The sequence below is a fragment of the Comamonas sp. NLF-1-9 genome, from assembly GCF_019195435.1.
Taxonomy (GTDB): domain Bacteria; phylum Pseudomonadota; class Gammaproteobacteria; order Burkholderiales; family Burkholderiaceae_C; genus Comamonas_C.
This window is the reverse complement of the sequence record NZ_CP078069.1, coordinates 318,048-334,095: the sequence shown is the minus strand read 5'-3', so window position 1 is coordinate 334,095 and position 16,048 is coordinate 318,048. Positions and strand designations below refer to the sequence as shown.

At 70.3% G+C, this 16,048-nt stretch carries 14 protein-coding genes; 5 read left to right on the top strand and 9 right to left on the bottom strand.

Features of this window, described 5'->3' with window-relative positions; genetic code table 11:
• Positions 1-46: 46 nt before the first annotated feature.
• Genes KUD94_RS01545 through KUD94_RS01530 form a run of 4 tightly spaced genes read right to left on the bottom strand, consistent with a single transcriptional unit; the run spans position 47 to position 3,772 of the window.
• Positions 47-1,840, bottom strand: coding sequence for a GspE/PulE family protein (locus KUD94_RS01545; RefSeq protein WP_218238165.1), 1,794 nt, complete (start codon positions 1,838-1,840; stop codon positions 47-49).
• Positions 1,841-1,861: 21 nt separating this feature from the next.
• On the bottom strand, positions 1,862-2,620 hold the full coding sequence (locus KUD94_RS01540) for a spermidine synthase (protein WP_218238164.1): 759 nt from the start codon (positions 2,618-2,620) through the stop codon (positions 1,862-1,864).
• On the bottom strand, positions 2,620-3,171 hold the full coding sequence (locus KUD94_RS01535) for a DNA-deoxyinosine glycosylase (RefSeq protein WP_255568950.1): 552 nt from the start codon (positions 3,169-3,171) through the stop codon (positions 2,620-2,622). Before KUD94_RS01535 ends, KUD94_RS01540 begins: the two co-directional genes overlap by 1 nt.
• Positions 3,172-3,175: 4 nt before the next feature.
• Positions 3,176-3,772 (bottom strand): DUF1566 domain-containing protein, encoded by a 597-nt coding sequence (locus KUD94_RS01530; RefSeq protein WP_218238162.1) that lies wholly within the window; start codon positions 3,770-3,772, stop codon positions 3,176-3,178.
• A 104-nt stretch (positions 3,773-3,876) separates the two neighbouring features.
• Between KUD94_RS01530 and KUD94_RS01525 the strand changes: the two genes are divergently transcribed.
• Together KUD94_RS01525 and KUD94_RS01520 are read left to right on the top strand one after the other, a co-directional pair.
• On the top strand, positions 3,877-5,079 hold the full coding sequence (locus KUD94_RS01525; protein WP_218238161.1) for a multidrug effflux MFS transporter: 1,203 nt from the start codon (positions 3,877-3,879) through the stop codon (positions 5,077-5,079).
• Positions 5,076-6,461, top strand: coding sequence for an MFS transporter (locus tag KUD94_RS01520; RefSeq protein WP_218238160.1), 1,386 nt, complete (start codon positions 5,076-5,078; stop codon positions 6,459-6,461). The genes KUD94_RS01525 and KUD94_RS01520 overlap by 4 nt, the downstream gene beginning before the upstream one ends.
• Positions 6,462-6,524: 63 nt before the next feature.
• Here KUD94_RS01520 and KUD94_RS01515 read toward each other — a convergent pair whose 3' ends face one another.
• The 5 genes from KUD94_RS01515 to KUD94_RS01495 form a co-directional block, all read right to left on the bottom strand.
• The gene (locus tag KUD94_RS01515; protein ID WP_218238159.1) at positions 6,525-7,700 is read right to left on the bottom strand and encodes a BMP family ABC transporter substrate-binding protein; all 1,176 of its coding nucleotides are present in this window, start codon (positions 7,698-7,700) and stop codon (positions 6,525-6,527) included.
• A 41-nt stretch (positions 7,701-7,741) separates the two neighbouring features.
• A complete protein-coding gene (locus KUD94_RS01510; protein WP_218238158.1) occupies positions 7,742-8,662 on the bottom strand; it encodes an ABC transporter permease in 921 nt (306 codons plus the stop codon).
• Positions 8,662-9,735, bottom strand: coding sequence for an ABC transporter permease (locus KUD94_RS01505; RefSeq protein WP_218238157.1), 1,074 nt, complete (start codon positions 9,733-9,735; stop codon positions 8,662-8,664). Before KUD94_RS01505 ends, KUD94_RS01510 begins: the two co-directional genes overlap by 1 nt.
• On the bottom strand, positions 9,722-11,299 hold the full coding sequence (locus KUD94_RS01500; RefSeq protein ID WP_218238156.1) for an ABC transporter ATP-binding protein: 1,578 nt from the start codon (positions 11,297-11,299) through the stop codon (positions 9,722-9,724). The genes KUD94_RS01505 and KUD94_RS01500 overlap by 14 nt, the downstream gene beginning before the upstream one ends.
• A gap of 185 nt (positions 11,300-11,484) precedes the next feature.
• On the bottom strand, positions 11,485-13,572 hold the full coding sequence (locus KUD94_RS01495) for a diguanylate cyclase domain-containing protein (protein ID WP_218238155.1): 2,088 nt from the start codon (positions 13,570-13,572) through the stop codon (positions 11,485-11,487).
• A 356-nt stretch (positions 13,573-13,928) separates the two neighbouring features.
• On the opposite strand from KUD94_RS01495, the gene KUD94_RS01490 reads away from it, so the two are divergent.
• From KUD94_RS01490 to KUD94_RS01480, 3 genes are read left to right on the top strand one after another with little or no spacing between them, the layout of a single operon-like run.
• A complete protein-coding gene (locus tag KUD94_RS01490) occupies positions 13,929-14,366 on the top strand; it encodes an HIT family protein (protein ID WP_218238154.1) in 438 nt (145 codons plus the stop codon).
• Between the two features lie 40 nt (positions 14,367-14,406).
• Positions 14,407-15,366 carry a tRNA (adenosine(37)-N6)-dimethylallyltransferase MiaA gene (gene miaA, locus KUD94_RS01485; protein ID WP_218238153.1) on the top strand — a complete coding sequence of 320 codons (960 nt, stop codon included), beginning with the start codon at positions 14,407-14,409 and terminating at the stop codon, positions 15,364-15,366.
• Positions 15,363-16,037: an ABC transporter ATP-binding protein gene (locus tag KUD94_RS01480; RefSeq protein WP_218238152.1), complete on the top strand. Its 675-nt coding sequence runs from the start codon at positions 15,363-15,365 to the stop codon at positions 16,035-16,037. Before miaA ends, KUD94_RS01480 begins: the two co-directional genes overlap by 4 nt.
• Positions 16,038-16,048: the final 11 nt, after the last annotated feature.

The window sequence follows — 16,048 nt, the reverse complement described above, 5'->3', positions numbered from 1 at the left end:
ATTATCTGCGCAGGCCCTGCAGCGGCGCTCGCCGGCGCGGTGCGCCTCATTGCAGCGGCGGCGTGGCGGCCACCACCTCGCCTATCGTGGTCGCGCCCTCGGCCGCGCGCAGCGCCCCGGCCAGGCGCAGCTGACGCATGCCGTCGCTCACCGCCTGGCGGCGCAGCTCGTCGATCGAGGGGCTTTGCGAGATCTTGCCGCGCAGCGCCTCGGTCACGGTGAGCAGCTCGTAGATGCCCATGCGTCCGCGAAAGCCGGTCATGCGGCATTCGATGCAGCCTACCGGGCGGTAGGCGCGGTAGCCGCCGCTGAGCTTCCAGGGCCTGATGATCTCGGCGATCTCGGCCGGGTCGGCGTCGCGCTCGCGCCGGCGGCAGTGCGTGCACAGCGTGCGCACCAGGCGCTGCGCCAGCACCCCGAGCAGCGTGGCGTTGATCAGGTAGTAGGGCACGCCCAGCTCCATCAGGCGCGTGATGGCGCTGGGCGCGTCGTTGGTGTGCAGGGTGCTGAAAACCAGGTGGCCGGTGAGCGCGGCCTGGATCGCCATCTCGGCGGTTTCCAGGTCGCGGATCTCGCCGACCATGATGATGTCCGGGTCCTGGCGCATGAGCGAGCGCAAGCCCTCGGCAAAGGTGAAATCGATCTGCGGCTGCACCTGGGTCTGGTTGAAGCTCGGCTCGATCATCTCGATCGGGTCTTCCACGGTGCTGACGTTCACCTCTTCCGTGGCCACGCGCTTGAGCGTGGAATACAGCGTGGTGGTCTTGCCCGAACCCGTGGGGCCGGTGACCAGAATCACGCCGTGCGGGCGGGCGATGAGCTGCTCCCAGCGCGTCGCGTCGTGCGCGGTGAAACCCAGCGCGCTCAAGTCCTTGACGGTGTTGTCGGGGTCGAAGATGCGCATCACCATCTTCTCGCCAAAGGCCGTGGGCAGGGTGGACAGGCGCATTTCCACCTCCTGCCCGCCGGGGTTGCGCGTCTTGATGCGCCCGTCCTGGGGGCGGCGCTTTTCCACCACGTCCATGCGCCCGAGCAGCTTGATGCGCGCGACCATGGCGTTGAGCACGCCGATCGGAATCTGGTAGACGGTGTGCAGCACCCCGTCGATGCGAAAGCGGATCACGCCCTGCTCGCGCCGCGGCTCCATGTGGATGTCGCTCGCGCGCTGGTCGAACGCGTACTGCCACAGCCAATCGACCACGCGCACCACGCCCTGGTCGTTGGCGTCGAGCTGGCGATTGGCGCGCCCCAGCTCCACCAGTTGCTCAAAGCTGCTGCCGGCGGCGCTGGAGCCGCTCTTTTGCACCGAACGCACCGACTTGGCCAGCGCATAGAACTCCGCCGTGAAGCGGCTGATATCCTTCGGATTTGATAGCACCCTGCGCACGCTGCGCTTGGCCTGGCGCTCGATTTCTACCACCCAATCGGTGATGAAGGGCTCGGCCGTGGCCACGACGATCTCGGTGTTGGAGATCTGCACCGGCAGGATCTTGTGGCGTTCGGCGTAGCTCGCGCTCATGGCCTCGGCCACGCGCCCGACGTTGACCTTGAGCGGGTCTATGCGCAAGAACGGCAGGCCGGCGCGCCCGGCCACGAACTCGGTCAGCGCATCCAGGTCCAGCACCTTGCCGTCGCTGGCACGCGCCATCGAAACGCTGGCCAGGCGCACCAGCGGGTGCTGACTGCTCTCGGCGCTGGCGCAGCGCTCCACGGTGCGCTCGGCCTGGTCTTCCGAGATCACGCCGTCTTCGCACAGCCAGTCCACCACCTGGCGCCAGTGCAGCGGGCCCTGCGGATGATGGCGGGGGCGATTCGGGTGCGTGGTGGTAGCAGAGCTCATGGCGCTATGGTGCCGCAAAAATCACGGCGCCACGGGTTTGAGGGTGCGCAGCCATTTGCGCGCCACCAGGCCCCAGCGCTCTTCCACCGCCTGGGCGCGCTGCAGCAGCAATGCCCGCTTGGGCCGGCTTGCGTGGCGCTGGGCCAGCACCACGGTGTTGCCTTCGCGCGTGGGCCGAAAAGCCCAGACGGCCTGCGCGCCAAAGGCTTCGCAGATGCGCGCCAGGCTGTCTTCGTAGTGGCTGCTGCGACCAAACAGGTTCACCGTCATGCAGCCGTCGTCGGTCAGCAGCGCGCGGCAGTCGCGGTAGAAGTCCGCGCTGTCGAGGACGGGCGCGGCCGCGTCGTCGTCGTACATGTCCACCGCCAGCGCGTCGATGCGCCCGAGGTACTGCGGCTTGCGAATCTCCGCGCCCGCGTCGGCCAGCACCACCGTCAGGCGCGCGCCGTCGGGCGGCAGCTTGAACCAGCTGCGGCACACCTGCACCACCTGCGGGTTGAGCTCCACCGCGCTGGCGTGCATGCGCAGGCGCTTGCAGCAGAACTTGGTGATGGCCCCGGCCCCGAGCCCGAGCTGCATCGCGCGGCGACGGGGCACGCTGTCGGGCTCGACGAACAGCAGCCAGGCCATCATGCGCTGCACGTATTCGAGCGCGATGTCAAACGGCGCGTCCACGCGCATGGAGCCCTGTATCCAGGGCGTGCCCAGATGCAGATGGCGCAGCTCGCCGTCGTCGGAGATGCTGACCTCGGGCAGTTCGATCGGGGGTTTGCGTGGCATCAGAGCAGTCCGTATTGCGTGAAGGCCTGCTCCCAGGCCGCGCACTTGCGCGCGAAGCTCCAGGAGGCATTGGCCGGGCTGGTGGAAGGCAGGCGCAGCGAGGCGATGGGCGAATCGGGCGCCAGCCCCATGCCCTCACGCACGCGCCGCGCGCGCGAAAAGCTCTCGCCGCCGTTGTGCGCGATGGCCGCAAGCTGCGGCAGGCGCGCGCGCAGACCGGCGAAATCGTTGAGCCGGGCGTTGCGTATGTTCGTGTCCAGGCTGCCTTCGCGCAGGCAGGCGGCGTACACGTCCCAGATACCCAGGCCGCGCGCCAGCACCCAGGCGCAGCGCCCCGCATAGTCTTGCGGCCCAGGCATGGGCTGCTGCGGCCAGAGCGCGGCCAGCAGCCGCCAGAACTGGTTTTGCGGGTGGCCGTAGTACTGCTGCGCCCGCAGCGAAGCCACGCCCGGAAAGCTGCCCAGCACCAGCACGCGGGTGTGCACGCCAACCAGCGGCGCCAGGCCTTGCAGCAGGGGCTCGGGGGCCGGCGGACGCGCGGCGCGGGCCACGGGCTCAGCGCCCCCGGGGCGCAGGGCGCACCAGCCGCACAACCAGGGCGCTGGCGTGCGGCACGTCGCCATGGCCCTGGGCGCTGTCCATGTCCACCGCCCAGGCGCTGCGCACCCTCAGGGTGTCGCCGCCCCGGCCGCCACGCATCACGTTGTCGTAGGCGTAGGGGTTGACGGCGCCGGCGTTCACGCTGCTCGTGCCGCTCCAGTGCAGGCCACCGGGCGCATCGGGGAAAAGCTGCGGATCCACGCCCTGCTGCGCTCCGCCGCGCTGCACCAGCCGGCGCAGCTCGGGCACGCGCGGCAGGCGCCAGCGCACGCCCTCGGCCTTCCAGCGCTCGCTCGCCAGCGCCTTGGCCTCGGAAAAAGTCAGCAAGCGCGCGCGCCCGCGGCAGCCGCGTCCGTCCCACTGCATGCCGACGACGCAGCGCTCCCAGGCCAGGTGCGAGCGCGTGTCCACAACCAGCGCGCCATCGGCCGACACCACCCAGGGCGATGCTGGCGGTGCGGGCGCGGGCGAGCCGCCCTGCGCCAGGGCGAGGGACATCTGCAAGACTGCGCCGGCCGCCGCCAGCCGGCGCGAGAGGGTGTGCATCTGCATGGGAGGGCTCCAGGCCGATTGTCGCCCGCATGCCGCCCAGGGCAAGCGCGCCGCCGCTCCGGGCGCGACAGCACGCCGCAGCCATGGCGTGGACAATCGCCGTGATGCCCTTTTCAGCCTTCTTTCGCATGGCCCTGGTGCTGGGCCTGCTCTCGGCCATAGGGCCGTTCGCCATCGACATGTACCTGCCGGCGCTGCCGGACATAGGCCAGAGCCTGCACGCCGGGGTCGGCCCGGTGCAATGGAGCCTGACCTCTTTCTTTCTTGCACTGGGCATAGGCCAGGTGGCCTACGGGCCGCTGTCGGACATGTTCGGGCGCAAGCCGCCGCTGTACTTTGGCCTGGCGCTCTTCGTTGCCACCAGCGTGGCCTGCGCGCTGGCCAGCGACATCCGCGCGCTGGTGCTGCTGCGCTTTCTGCAGGGACTGGGCGCGGCGGCCGGCACGGTGATTCCGCGCGCCATCGTGCGCGACCTGCACACCGGCAACGAGGCCGCACGGCTGATGGCGCTGCTGATGCTGGTGTTCAGCGTCTCGCCCCTGCTTGCGCCGCTGGCCGGCAGCGGCGTGATTGCGCTGGTCGGCTGGCGCGGGGTGTTCTGGGTGGTCGCGCTGCTGGGTGCGGCCGGCGTGCTGGTGGTGCAGCGCGCCCTGCCCGAGACGCTCTCGCCCGCGCAGCGGCGCCGCGGCACGCTCGCGGGCGCCGCCCAGGCCTACTGGACGCTGCTGCGCGATGCGCGCTACCTGGGTCTGGTAGGCATAGGCAGCTTCACCATGGCGGGCTTCTTCGTCTTCCTGGCGGGCTCGCCCTTTGTCTTCATCAACCACTACGGCCTCACGCCGGTGCAGTACAGCCTGGCGTTTTCGACCAACGCGGCCGCCTTCTTCGTCACCGCCCAGTTCACCGCGCGGCTGGGGCGGCGCTTTGGTCTGGAGCGCGTCACCGTCTGGGCCGCCAGCGGCGCAGGCCTGGCCCTGGTGCTGCTGCTCGCCTGCTTCATGCTGGGCGCCGACGGCATGTGGGTGCTGATCGTCCTGTACTTCATTGCCAGCGGCTGCATGGGGCTGGTGATACCCACGACCGCGGTGCTGGCGCTGGACGACCACGGCCCGATCGCGGGCACGGCTTCCGCACTGATGGGCACGCTGCAGATGCTGGTCGGCACGGTGGCCATGGCGCTGGCGGGCCTGTTTGCCAGCGGCAGCCCGCTGCCCATGGTGACTGGCATGGCAATGGGCGCGCTGATTGGCGTGGCGCTCACCTGGGTCACCTTCGGCCGGCGGCGCGGGCCGGCACACGCGCCATGAACGCGCCCGTGAGCGACGGCCTGCCCGAGCCGCTGCGCTCGGGCGCGATGCGCGTCATCTTGCTGGGCCTGACGCTGGCGGTGCTCGACACCAGCATCGTCAACCTGGCACTGCCGGACATCGCCCGTGAACTGCAGATGAACGCGGCGCAAAGCGTCTGGGTGGTCAATGCCTACCAGCTCGCGGTGCTGGTGTCGCTGCTGCCGCTGGCCGCCGTGGGCGAGCGCATCGGATACCGGCGGGTGTACCGCGCGGGCATGCTGCTGTTCGCACTGGCGTCAATCGCGGCGATGGCGGCCTCGAGCATGGGCACGCTGATCGCGGCGCGCGCGCTGCAGGGGCTGGGCGCCTCGGGCGTGATGGCGGTCAATTCGGCGCTGGTGCGCCTGATCTATCCCGCGGGCCGCCTGGGGCGCGGCATGGCGCTCAATTCGCTGGTGGTGGCGGTCTCGGCCATGGCCGGGCCGACGGTCTCGGCGGTGATCCTTTCGGTGGCCAGCTGGCCCTGGCTGTTTGCGCTCAACCTGCCCCTGGGCGTGCTGGCCTGGCAGCGTGCCGGGCGGGTGCTGCCGCGCAACCCGGCGTCACCCGCGCCGCCGGCGCGGTTTTCGGCCTTCGACGTGTTGCTCAATGCGACCATGTTCGGCCTGCTGTTTCTCGGCGGCTCCGAGCTCACCCAGCGCGGCGAGGCCATGCCCGCCGCCGCGCCCGTCGGCTGGTGGCTGCTGGGCGGCGGCATCGCGGTGGGTGCGCTGCACCTGGGGCGCCAGTGGCGGCGCAGCGTGCCGTTGTTTCCCGTGGACTTGCTGCGCATACCGGTGTTCGCGCTCTCCATGGCGTCCTCCGTGGCCGCCTTCTGCGCGCAGATGCTGAGCTTTCTCGCGCTCCCGTTTTTGTTGCTGCAGGCGTACGGCCACAGCCACTTGCAGGCCGGTTTGCTGATTACCGCCTGGCCGCTGGCGACGGCTATCGTCGCGCCGATCGCGGGGCGCCTGATCGGGCGCTACCACGACGGCATGCTCGGCGGCCTGGGCATGGCGGTGTTCGCCTGCGGTCTGGCGGCGCTGTCCTTCATGCCCGCGCATCCGGCCAATGCCGACGTGGCTTGGCGCCTGGCCCTGGCCGGCGCAGGTTTTGCGCTGTTTCAGTCGCCCAACAACCACACCATCGTGAGCGCGGCCCCGCTGCACCGCAGCGGCGGCGCCAGCGGCATGCTGGGCACGGCGCGCCTCACCGGACAGACCCTGGGCGCCGTGATCCTGGCGGCCATCTTCACGCTGCACCCGGGCCACGACGGCAGCGCCGAGAGCCTGGCGCTGCTGGTGGCCGCGGGCTGCGCGCTGTGCGCCGGTGTGTGCAGCTCGCTGCGCGTGAAGACCTGAGGGCCCCGGGCGCGGACAAAAAAGGGCCGCACGCGGCGGCCCCGATTGCGGCGCAGGCGCGGCTTACTTGCCGTCGGTGCCCGGCACCTTGCCTTCCACGCCCTTGACGAAGTAGTTGATGGCGCGCAGGAAGTCGTCGTCGGCGACCTTGCCTTCGGCCAGCACTTCCTTGCCGGTGTTGTCGGCCAGCGGGCCCTTCCAGATGTGGTAGCTGCCGTCCTTCAGGCCGGCCTTGAGCTCATCCACCTTGGCCTTGGCTTCGGCGGGCACGTCGTCGGCGATCGAGACCAGGTCGATCGCGCCCTCCTTCACGCCCCACCACTGGTTGGGGCCGGTCTTCCAGGTACCGTCCAGGGCCTCGCCCACGGCCTTCTTGTAGTAGGGCTCCCAGTTGATGATGGCCGAAGCCAGGTGCGCCTTGGGGCCGTAGGCGGTCATGTCCGAATCCCAGCCGAAGGCGCGCTTGCCCATGGACTCGGCCGTCTTGAGCACGGCGGGCGAGTCGGTGTTCTGGAACAGCACGTCGGCGCCGCCGTTGATCAGCGAGGTGGCGGCTTCGGTTTCCTTGGGCGGGTTGTGCCACTCGTTGATCCAGACCACCATGGTCTTGATGTTGGGGTTGCTCACCTGCGCGCCCAGCGTGAAGCTGTTGATGTTGCGCACCACTTCAGGAATCGGCACGGTGCCGACCACGCCCAGCACATTGGCCTTGGTCATGGCGCCCGCCACCACGCCGGCGAGGAAAGCGCCCTCGTAGGTACGGCTGTCGTAGGTGCGCATGTTGGCCGAGCTCTTGTAGCCGGTGGCGTGCTCGAACTTCACGTCCGGGTTGTCTTCGGCGACCTTGGCCATGGGCTCCATGAAGCCGAAGCTGGTGCCGAAGATCAGCTTATTGCCCTGGGCCACGAGGTCGCGCGCCACGCGTTCGGTGTCGGCGCCCTCGGGCACGTTCTCGACGAAGCTGGTAACGAGCTTGCCGGGGAAGTCCTTCTCGACCGCCTTGCGCGCGTTGTCGTGCGCAAAGCTCCAGCCGCCGTCGCCCACCGGCCCGACGTAGATCCACGCGGCCTTGAGCGGCTCGGCGGGGGCTGGCGCAGGCGCGGCCGCCGCTGGGGCTTCGGCGGGCGCGGCGGCAGGTGCCGGCGCGGGCTCGTCCTTCTGCCCGCAGGCGACCATGGTGAGCGCAGCGGCAGACACCATGGCCAGGCGCAGGGCCGTGCGTTTGTTCATGTCGATCATCAGACTGTCCTCCTGAAAATGAAAAGCAACCACTGGAAAACTCAAGACCCGGGATGAAACGGCTTGCCCAGCGAGGCCGGCATGTTGACACGAATCCAGGTCGGATTGCGTGAAATCAGCGCGAGCACGACCACCGTGGCCAGATAAGGCAGCGCCGTGAGCAGCTGGCTGGGGATGGGCGAGCCCTGGCTCTGCAGGTAGAACTGCAGCATGGTCACGCCGCCGAACAGGTAGGCGCCCAGCAGTACCCGGGCCGGACGCCAGGTGCCGAAGGTAGTCAGCGCCAGCGCAATCCAGCCCTTGCCCGCGACCATGCCCTCGACCCACAACGGGGTGTAGATGATGGACAAAAACGCCCCCGCCAGGCCGCACAGCGCGCCACCCGCGATCACCGCCGTCATGCGGATGCGGCGCACCGGATAGCCCAGCGCATGCGCCGATTCGGGCGATTCGCCCACCGCGCGCAGCACCAGGCCGACGCGGGTGCGGTAGAGCATCCAGATCAGAAAGACGGTGAGCGCAATGCCGAAGTACACCAGCGGGTGCTGGCGCAGCAGCGCCGGCCCGATGATGGGCAGATCGCCCAGGCCCAGCCAGTTGAAGCGCGGGCGCGGCGGCATCTGCGCCTGCACGTAGTTGATGCCGACAAAGGCGGAGAAGCCCGCGCCGAACAGTGTCAGCGCCAGGCCCGTGGCGTACTGGTTGGCGTTGAGCCAGATCACCAGCCAGCCGAAGGCCGCGGCCAGCAGCGCGCCTGCCGCCATGCCGGCCACAAAGCCCAGCGTGTCGCTGCCGGTATGCACCACGGTAGCGAAGCCGGCAATGGCGGCGCACAGCATCATGCCTTCGGCGCCCAGGTTCACCACGCCGGATTTTTCGTTGATGAGCAGGCCCAGCGCCGCCAGCGCCAGCACCGTGCCCGCGGCGAGGGTAGAGGCAAAGAGCAGAGGATAGGCGTCCATCACCGCACCCCCTTCAGGCCGCTGGCGCGGCGCACGCGGTAGTTGACCAGGGTATCGCAAGCCATGAGCGAAAACAGCAGCAGCCCCTGAAACACGTCGGTGAGCGACTTGGGCAGGCCCAGGCGCGACTGCGCGAGTTCGCCGCCGATGTAGAACATGCTCATCAATATCGCCGCCAGCACCATGCCCAGCGGATGCAGCCGTCCGACAAAGGCGACGATGATGGCGGCAAAGCCGTAGCCCACCGGGATATAGGGCGTGAGCTGGCCGACCGGGCCGGCCACCTCCAGCGCGCCCGCCAGGCCTGCCGTGGCGCCCGAAAGCAGCAGCGCCGTCCACAGCGCCGCGCGCGAGGAAAACCCGGCATAGCGGGCCGCCGCCGGCGCCACGCCGCCAACCTGCAGCGCGTAGCCTGCCCGGGTGCGAAACAGATACAGCCACAGCAGCGCCGCGCCCGCCAGCGCGATCAATGCGCCGATGTTCACGCGCGAGCCCGTCATGAGCTTGGGGATGCGCGCCACCGCCTCGAAGGTGCGCGTCTGCGGAAAGTTGTAGCCCATGGGGTCCTTCCAAGGGCCGAACACCATGTAGTTGAGCACCTGGATGGCCACATAGACCAGCATCAGACTGACCAGGATCTCGCCCGCATTGAAGCGGTCACGCAGCAGCGCCACGATGCCCGCCCAGAGCATGCCGCCCACCACGCCGGCCAGGAGCACCGCCACGACGATCCAGCGCCCCGTCTCCTTGCCGGCAAGCAACGCCACGCCCCCGGCGAAGATGGCGCCGATCACGTACTGCCCCTCGGCGCCGATGTTCCAGATGTTGGAGCGAAAACACACCGCCAGGCCCAGCGCGATCAGCAGGAGCGGCGTAGCCTTCACGCCCAGCTCGCCGAGCGCGTAGCGCGACTTGATCGGCTCCCAGAAGAACACCATCAAGCCCTTGACCGGGTCCTTGCCCAGCAGGGTAAACAGCAGCACGCCGAGCAGCACCGTGATGGCCAGCGCCAGCAGCGGCGAGGCCCAGGCCCAGGTGCGCGACGGCGTGGGGCGCAGTTCAAGCCGCAGCATGGGCCACCTCCTGCTGCGCCAGCGCGCCTTCGGACCCCGGCCACAGCCCGCTCATCCACAGCCCGATCTGCTCGACGCTGGCGTCCTTGCGCGCCAGGCTCGGCGAGAGCTGGCCCTTGGCGATGACGTGCAGGCGGTCGCAGATTTCAAACAGCTCATCGAGCTCCTCGCTCACCACCAGCACCGCGCAGCCGGCGTCGCGCAGCGCCAGGATTTCTCCGCGAATCTGCGCCGAGGCGCCCACGTCCACGCCCCAGGTCGGTTGCGAGACGATGAGCAGTCTGGGGCGCGCGTCGATCTCGCGCCCCATGATGTACTTTTGCAGGTTGCCGCCCGACAGCGACCGGGCCGCCGCGTGCGTGCCCGCGGCCTTGACCCGAAAGCGCCCGATGATGTCCGCCGCCTGGCGGCGCAGCGCGCGCATGCGCAGCCAGCCCAGGCGGCCGACGGCCTCCTTGCGCGTGAGCAGCAGGTTGTGCGCCAGGCTCATCTCGGGCACCGCGCCCCGGCCCAGGCGCTCTTCGGGCACGAAGTGCAGGCCCAGCGCGCGCCGCGCCGAGGGGCTCATCCGCCCCGCCGCCTTGCCCGCTATTGAAATGGAAGCTGCAGGCGCACGCCTGTCTTCGCCGGAGAGCGAAAACAGCAGTTCACGCTGGCCATTGCCCGAGACCCCGGCAATGCCCAGTACCTCACCCGCGCGCACCGTGAGCGAGATGTTTTCCAGATCGACACCGAAGGGCGATTCGCGCGTAAGGCTGAGCGCGCTCACCGCCAGCACCGGCGCGCCCGGCTCGCGCGGCACGTGGGTGAGCGGCGGCGGCTCGGCGCCGATCATCAGGCGCGAGAGCGAGGCGTTGGTTTCCTCACGCGGATCGCACACGCCCGTGACCTTGCCCGCGCGCATCACCGTGCAGGCGCTGCACAGCGCGCGGATCTCGTGCAGCTTGTGGCTGATGTAGAGGATGGAGCAGCCTTCGTCGGACAGGCGCCTGAGCGTGACAAACAGCTTTTCCACCGCCTGCGGCGTGAGCACCGAAGTAGGCTCGTCCAGGATCAAGAGGCGCGGGCCCGCGAGCAGCGCGCGGATGATCTCCACGCGCTGCATCTCGCCCACGGCCAGGGTGTGCACCGGGCGCTCGGGGTCCACCTCCAGGCCGTAGGTTGCGGCAGTGGCGGCGATGCGCCGCGAGACTTCGGCCAGCGAGAGCGTCTTGTCCAGCCCGAGCCAGACGTTCTCGGCCACGGAAAGCGTCTCGAACAGGCTGAAGTGCTGAAACACCATCGCGATGCCGAGTTGGCGCGCGGCCTGGGGGTTGCGCACCAGCGCCAGACGCCCATCGACGTGCATGTCGCCCGCGTCGGGCTTGACGGCGCCGTAGATGATCTTCATCAAGGTGCTCTTGCCGGCACCGTTTTCACCGAGCACCGCGTGGATCTCTCCGGGCTGCACCTTCAGCGACACGCCGTCGTTGGCGACCACGCCAGGGTAGCGCTTGGTGATCCCGCTGAGCTCCAGCCGCGCCACGGCGGCTTCGGGAACGACAGGGACATGCAAGGGCGCCATGCGATAAAGCCTCTCTTCTAGGAATGGGCCGCCTGTCCGCAGCTGCGGGGCCGGGGCCGGAGCGTGTCATTTTCGGTCACTGCAGGGGCGCTGGCGCCATCATGCCAGCAAAGTGCATGCGATAGATGTACACCATAATTGCATACACGATGGCCGGGTATCCGGGTTTCCATGGGCTGGCGTGCTCACGCGGCGTTGGCCGCTGCTCCCGACTGCGCCAGTTGCACGCGGTTGCGTCCCTGGCGTTTGGCGCCGTAGCAAGCCATGTCGGCGCTGGCCAGAACGTCGGTCACCGCGTCGCCCGGGCGCAACAGCACCAGACCCATGCTCAGGCTGAGCGAAAAGCTGCGCCCGTGGTAAGTGGGCTCCCACTGCGCGACCGCGGCGCGCAGCTTCTCGGCGAGCGCGCTGGCGCGCTCCAGGTCGGCGCCGGGCAGCACCACCGCGAACTCGTCGCCCCCCAGGCGCGCCACCCAGCCCATCTGGCGCACCAGCGACTGCAGCATGCGCGCCAGGTAGCGCAGCACGTCGTCGCCGGCGTCGTGCCCGGCCAGTTCGTTGATCAGCGTGAAGTGGTCCAGGTCGGCGTGCAGCAGCGCGCCCACCACCTCGGGCGCGGGCGCGCCCGCCGGCGCCGCGCCGTGGGCCACCTGGTCGGACAGCAGCAGCGGCAGCTTGCGCACCAGCGCCGCCTGGTTGGGCAGGAAGGTCAGCGGGTCGTGCCAGCGCGCCCAGTCGTGCTGCAGGCGCGCTTCGCGCTCGGCCGAGCCGTCTTCCAGCAGCCAGATCACCCCGGCGCTCAGGTCGCCCAGGTGCACCGGCTCGCCCTGCACCTGGGCCCAGAAGGTGCTGCCATCGCGCCGCGTGAGGGCCAGTTCGCCGTGAAAGCGCCCGTGCGCGGCGAAGTCGGCGCGCACCCGCTCGGCCACGCTTTGCCCGGCCGGGGCATCGGCGACGAGCTGCAACAGATCGCGCCCCACCAGTTGCCCGGGCGTGCTGCCCAGCAGGCGGCAGGCCTGGCCGCTTGCCAATTCGATGCGCTGGGCGTGGGTGAGCACGATGCCCAGGGGCACGTGCTCGAGCACCGCCTCGAGCTGGCGCGCCAGCGCCAGCGCGCTGCGTTGCTGCTGGCGGCGCAGCTGCACCAGGCGGGCGAACACCCGCACCACGTCCTGCACCTCGCCGCGCGCGCGCGCAGCGTTCTGCCGCTCCCAGGGGACGCTGGCCGGATGCTCGCCCGCGAGCACCGCGCGGGCGCGCTGGCGCAAGAGCGTGAGCGGGCGCATCAGCCACCACAGCACCAGCAGCGCCGCCACGGCCACCAGCGCAACGCCGGCTGCCACCAGCCACCACAGGCGCTGCTCGGCGGCCATCAGCGGCTTGAGCAGCGAGGGCGCATGGTTCACGCGCGTCACCGTCCAGCCCGGCAGGCCCACCACCGCCCAGCCCACCACGGTGCCGTCGCCCAGCACCACGCGGCCGGGCTGCGCCAGCGCCGCCGCGCTGTCCTTGCCGGAAAACAGCGTGGCCAGTTCGGGCTCGTCGCGCACCAGGCCGAGCACGCGCGCCGGATCGGGGTGCGAGACGATCACCCCCTCGTGCGTGAACACCAGGTAGCGCGTGTTCTCGCGCTCGGGCAGCGCAAGCGAGGGCGGCAAGAGGTTTTGCGACTGCAGGCGCAGGCTGCCGGTGACCAGCGCCTGGGTGTGGCCATCTTCGCCCAGCACCGGCAAGGCCAGCACCAGGCGAGCCTGTGCGGTACGCCCGCCGAGCACGCCAGAGACCAGCGGCTTGCCCTCTTGCCAGGCGCGCCGCGCCAGCGCCTGCTCGGCGTCTTCGAGCTGCTCGATCGCGCTCACGTTGGCGCCTTGCATCTGCAGACCATCGGCCTCGGGCGCGCGCAGCACCGCCACCGATTCAAACAGGCGCCCGCCCGGGCGTGCCTGCAGCAACCAGGCGCGCAGCCGCGCCGTGGAGCCCAGCACCTGCGGCGTGAGACCGTCGGCGAGCGCCGCGAGCATCTTGAAATTGAGCTCCATCTTGCTCGAGAGCATGCGCGCGAGCATTTCCACCTCGCCGCCATCCTGGTCGAGGATGCGCTGCAGCGCCTGCGGCTCGCTGCTGCGCGAGACCAGCCAGGCGGAAAGCCCGCCCGCAACCACCGCCACGGCCACCAGCAGCACCGCGAGCGAGCGCACCAGGGGGCCCGGGCCCCAGACGTGCAGGGGCGCGGACTCGTCGGGCGCCGCCGGCTCGGACGCGGGAGGCGTCATCGCGACTCCGATGCGCGAGGGGCTGCTGCAGGCATGAGGACAAGAAGCACGAACATGAAGAAAGCGGTTGCCGCCGGCACCACGCCGACGGCCAGGGCGACGCCCGAAATGGCTGTTTGCGCACGCGCTTGCTGCCGCAGCCGGCAGGGTCTGCACAGCGCTTGCGGCGGCGGGCGCGCAAAGAACCATTCAAAGCTTGCGCCTGAACTATAGGCATGGGCGCCGGCCCATCGGCTCGGGTGCAACCCTGAAACCCGCCAAGGAAAACCCTGATGTTCGCGGGCTGCCATCGGTAGCCCCGCGCGGTCGGCGCACTCGGGAGACAATGGCCGCGTTTTTGTCGCACCGAAACCGCCATGCCCCATTTCGTCGATACCTCTGCCCCCGGCAGCTGCATCTTCTGCCGTCTGATCGCGGGCGAAATCCCCAGCGCCAAGGTGTATGAGGACGAGCACAGCATCGCCTTCATGGACCTGGGGCAAATCAACCCCGGGCACGTGCTGGTGGCCACGCGCCAGCACGCCGCCACGCTCTGGGACACCACGCCCGAGCAGGCCGCCGCCGTGATGCACACCGTGCACCGCATCGCCGCAGCGGTGCGCGCCGCCTTCGCGCCCGAGGGGTTGATGCTGCTGCAGGCCAATGGCGCGGTGGCCGGCCAGACCGTGGGGCACTTTCACATGCACGTGGTGCCGCGCCATGCGGACGACGGCATTGCCTACACCTGGCCGCGCAAGGACCCGCCGGCCGACGTCCTTGCGGATTACGCCGGGCAGCTCAGGGCCGCGCTCTAGCCGCAGCCCCCGCTGCGTGCCTGCGAGCCTGGAGCGCCCCATGTCCGCACTGCCCGCCCTGGCCCTGAGCGGCCCCACCGCAAGCGGCAAGACGGCCGCCGCGCTGGCGCTGGTGCGCGCGCTCGCCGAGCGCGGCCTGGCGGTGGAGATCATCAGCGTCGATTCGGCCCTGGTCTATCGCGGCATGGACATAGGTACGGCCAAGCCCACGGCCGCTGAGCGCGCCCAGGCGCCGCACCATCTGCTGGACATCCGCGACCCGGCGCAGAGCTACAGCGCCGCCGACTTCGTGCGCGACGCGGTTGCGTTGATCGGCGCCATCCAGGTGCGCGGCGCGCTGCCCCTGCTGGTGGGCGGCACGCTGCTGTACTTCAAGGCCTTGATGCAGGGTTTGGCCGCCCTGCCCCCGGCCAATGCCGCGGTGCGCGCCGAGCTCGATGCGCGTGCCGCCCGCATCGGCTGGCCCGCGATGCATGCCGAGCTGGCGCGGGTAGACCCCGACACCGCCGCGCGCCTGGCGCCTGCGGACAGCCAGCGCATCCAGCGTGCGCTCGAGGTCTGGCGGCTGAGCGGGCGCCCGCTGTCCGCACTCATTGCTAGTCAAACGATAGCTGATGGCGCTTGTCCCATCAGCGAAAACGCCATTTTTTCTCTTGAACCCGCAGACCGCAGCTGGCTGCACCGGCGCATAGGCCTGCGCTTTGACGCCATGCTGCAGCAAGGCCTGCTGGACGAGGTGCGCGGCCTGCGCGCGCGCGCCGATCTGCATGCCGAGCTGCCGAGCATGCGCTGCGTCGGCTACCGCCAGTGCTGGCAGGCGCTGGACGGCGCCTTACCCCTGGCCGAGTTGCCCGAGCGCGGCGCGGCCGCCACGCGCCAGCTTGCGCGCCGCCAGCTCACCTGGCTGCGCGCCATGCCGGCGCGCCAGGTGATCGCCGCCGATGCGCCCGACGCCAGCGCGCGGCTGGTGCAGGCCGTGCTCAGGTGGCTGCCCGCATGAACGCCGCCCTGCCCCTGATCGCGGCCGAGAACCTGGCCCGCCGCTACGCCGGCCAGACCGTGTTCGAGCGGGTGAACCTGCAGGTGCAGCGCGGCGAGTTTGTCGCCATCGTCGGCGATTCGGGCGTGGGCAAGTCCACGCTGCTCAACTGCCTGGCCGCGCTCGACACCTGGGACGAAGGGCGTGTGGTGTTTGATGGCATAGACCTCGGGCCGCTGGACGACGCCGCCCGCGCGCTCTGGCGCCGCGCCCATGTGGGCTTCGTGTTTCAGGCCTTCCACGTGCTGCCGCACCTGAGCGTGGCGCAGAACGTGGCGCTGCCGCTGCTCTTGCTCAAGCGCCCCGACGCGGCGCGGGTGCAGCAGATGCTGGCCGCCGTCGGCCTCGAAGGCTTGGGCGAGCGCCTGCCGCAGCAGCTCAGCGGCGGCCAGTTGCAGCGCGTGGCGATTGCACGCGCGCTGGTGCACCGCCCGCCCCTGCTGCTGGCAGACGAACCCACGGGCAACCTCGACCCGGGCACGGCCGCGCGCACCATGGACTTGCTGATCGCCCAGACGCGCGAGCACCAGGCGGCGCTGGTGCTCGTCACGCATGCGAGCGCCGCGGCCGCGCGCGCCGACCGCGCACTGCGCCTGACCGCCGCAGGCATTCAGCCGCTGGCGCCAACCTGAAACGCAACAGG

Excerpts from the sequence above, each read along its gene's own strand:
- KUD94_RS01545 (WP_218238165.1), bottom strand. The coding sequence starts at position 1,840 with ATGAGCTCTGCTACCACCACGCACCCGAATCGCCCCCGCCATCATCCG.
- KUD94_RS01540 (WP_218238164.1), bottom strand. The coding sequence starts at position 2,620 with ATGCCACGCAAACCCCCGATCGAACTGCCCGAGGTCAGCATCTCCGAC.
- KUD94_RS01530 (WP_218238162.1), bottom strand. The coding sequence starts at position 3,772 with ATGCAGATGCACACCCTCTCGCGCCGGCTGGCGGCGGCCGGCGCAGTC.
- KUD94_RS01525 (WP_218238161.1), top strand. The coding sequence starts at position 3,877 with ATGCCCTTTTCAGCCTTCTTTCGCATGGCCCTGGTGCTGGGCCTGCTC.
- KUD94_RS01520 (WP_218238160.1), top strand. The coding sequence starts at position 5,076 with ATGAACGCGCCCGTGAGCGACGGCCTGCCCGAGCCGCTGCGCTCGGGC.
- KUD94_RS01515 (WP_218238159.1), bottom strand. The coding sequence starts at position 7,700 with ATGATCGACATGAACAAACGCACGGCCCTGCGCCTGGCCATGGTGTCT.
- KUD94_RS01510 (WP_218238158.1), bottom strand. The coding sequence starts at position 8,662 with ATGGACGCCTATCCTCTGCTCTTTGCCTCTACCCTCGCCGCGGGCACG.
- KUD94_RS01505 (WP_218238157.1), bottom strand. The coding sequence starts at position 9,735 with ATGCTGCGGCTTGAACTGCGCCCCACGCCGTCGCGCACCTGGGCCTGG.
- KUD94_RS01500 (WP_218238156.1), bottom strand. The coding sequence starts at position 11,299 with ATGGCGCCCTTGCATGTCCCTGTCGTTCCCGAAGCCGCCGTGGCGCGG.
- KUD94_RS01495 (WP_218238155.1), bottom strand. The coding sequence starts at position 13,572 with ATGACGCCTCCCGCGTCCGAGCCGGCGGCGCCCGACGAGTCCGCGCCC.
- KUD94_RS01490 (WP_218238154.1), top strand. The coding sequence starts at position 13,929 with ATGCCCCATTTCGTCGATACCTCTGCCCCCGGCAGCTGCATCTTCTGC.
- miaA (WP_218238153.1), top strand. The coding sequence starts at position 14,407 with ATGTCCGCACTGCCCGCCCTGGCCCTGAGCGGCCCCACCGCAAGCGGC.
- KUD94_RS01480 (WP_218238152.1), top strand. The coding sequence starts at position 15,363 with ATGAACGCCGCCCTGCCCCTGATCGCGGCCGAGAACCTGGCCCGCCGC.